This is a genomic window from Bifidobacterium jacchi (genome assembly GCF_009078285.1).
Classification (GTDB): domain Bacteria; phylum Actinomycetota; class Actinomycetes; order Actinomycetales; family Bifidobacteriaceae; genus Bifidobacterium; species Bifidobacterium jacchi.
This window is the reverse complement of the sequence record NZ_RQSP01000031.1, coordinates 16,610-18,308: the sequence shown is the minus strand read 5'-3', so window position 1 is coordinate 18,308 and position 1,699 is coordinate 16,610. Positions and strand designations below refer to the sequence as shown.

Genomic DNA, 1,699 nt, shown 5'->3' with positions numbered 1-1,699 from the left:
TTTCTGACGCAGGATAATAGTTTGGGTGTTGCGTACCGCAGAACACCGTGAGATTGTCTTGCTTTTGCAAGCGTTGACTGGCGCTGGCCGGCCCCGGCAAGGCGGGCGGAGAGACGATGCCCGTTACGCGCCCGGGTGCCGCGGCGGAATGGCGCGGTTCCGCCGCCATCGAGGCCGCCGTCTGCCGCGAGCTTGCGGTAACCCTCGCACCCGGCACATCCCACACGTTCTCTCAGACCCTGACCGTGGCGTGAGCGGTGGCGCTACCTTTCGGTCGCAGTCATCAACAGCGTTGCGGCATGCTCTCGAAGCCATTGACGCAGATACGGGATGGTATAGTCCACGTATCCATATGAGGATGCATAAATAATGCCCGCCTGAATCAGGCGTTCCCGGTATCGGCCGGCGTACTGCGCGTCTTTGCCTATGCGTTGCGCGATGTCTCCCGTCTTTGATGGGCCGATATCTTGGGCCATGGCGAGTAGATAGGTTCGATCGATGTCCGACAGGTCCTCGATGGCGGGTTCATGCACGGTTCCGCCAAGTCGGATGCGCGCCGCCTCGACACCGGCTTTGGCTGCGTCTGCATCAATGGTATTGTCGTCGGCTTTGCGCCAAATGTTGTATCCGACGAGTTGCACCATGAAGGGGTATCCGCGTGTTGCTTCCGTTGCGATCTGCAAGGCATCGGGCGTGATGGATCGGCCGTTCTTTTCGATGACATTTTCGAAGGCATCGCTGACCAGATCGAGGGGAATATCCGTCAGTTCAATCGGTGTTGCACGGCGCAAAAATGTGATGACGTTATCGTGCAGCAGGGAGGAGGTCATGCCGGGCAGTCCGGCGAATGCCACGGCGATGTTGCGGTCCTCGCGTATGAGGTGCTGCACTGCTGTGGCCAGCGCGCGCAAGTCGGACGTGGAAGCGCCTTGGGTCTCGTCGATGGTGATGAACAATCCGCGGTCATGATGCCGTTTGCTTATATGGTCTAGGTACTCGGTAAGGGCTGTACGCAGTGTCAATGGCAGTGTCGTCTCGTTGAACTCCACTTTGCCCAGTGCCGCGTTGCCGATACCGTCGATGCCCAGACTGGGGAATTCGACGGATTTGATCGTGCGCGGTTGTGAGGCTTGCACGGTGAGAATGAGATTATTGATGAATCCAGGGGCTGCGGTTTCGTCAATGACCTCCCAATGGTGAGCTCTTGCTCGTTTACCGAGGGCGTTGAGCAGCACGGTTTTGCCAGCGCCTCGGCTTCCGGTGATGCGCAGCAGTCGGTTGGGGGAGCCGGGGCCGGAGACCAGCGAGTCTTCAAATTCGTCAAGCGTGTCGTTGCGTCCGATGAGGTAAGGCGGGTTGGCTCCAGCTGAAGGTCTGAACGGGTTGATCATGGCGTTCTGCATCTCCTCGCTGCTGTGATACCGGTGTAATGGTCCTTGTTTATCTTTTCATATCCTTTTTAATCCTTTTTTATCTTTGTATATCTTTTTCTAAGTGTTCATATCTTGGGAATAGCCGGACGCTTTTGCGAGGTGATCTGATTCGTGCAGTGATCTGGCGCACTGTCGTTCGCTACGGCACCTACGAACAGTCCACTGGACTGTTCGTTACACGGTGCCGTCCGCGAAGGAACGGTGGCAACTAGAAGTTGCCGCCCCGAACCGTTTGGCGGAGCGTCCGGTGGACGGTCCGTAGGTGA

2 protein-coding genes are annotated in these 1,699 nt (G+C 57.5%); one reads left to right on the top strand and one right to left on the bottom strand.

Going from position 1 to position 1,699, the window contains the following annotated elements; genetic code table 11:
* Positions 1–116: 116 nt before the first annotated feature.
* Complete coding sequence (locus EHS19_RS10830; RefSeq protein WP_175578386.1) at positions 117–254, top strand: hypothetical protein; 138 nt, start codon at positions 117–119, stop codon at positions 252–254.
* A gap of 9 nt (positions 255–263) precedes the next feature.
* On the opposite strand, the gene EHS19_RS08150 is transcribed toward EHS19_RS10830, so the two are convergent.
* Positions 264–1,403 carry an ATP-binding protein gene (locus tag EHS19_RS08150; protein ID WP_151917267.1) on the bottom strand — a complete coding sequence of 380 codons (1,140 nt, stop codon included), beginning with the start codon at positions 1,401–1,403 and terminating at the stop codon, positions 264–266.
* Positions 1,404–1,699: the final 296 nt, after the last annotated feature.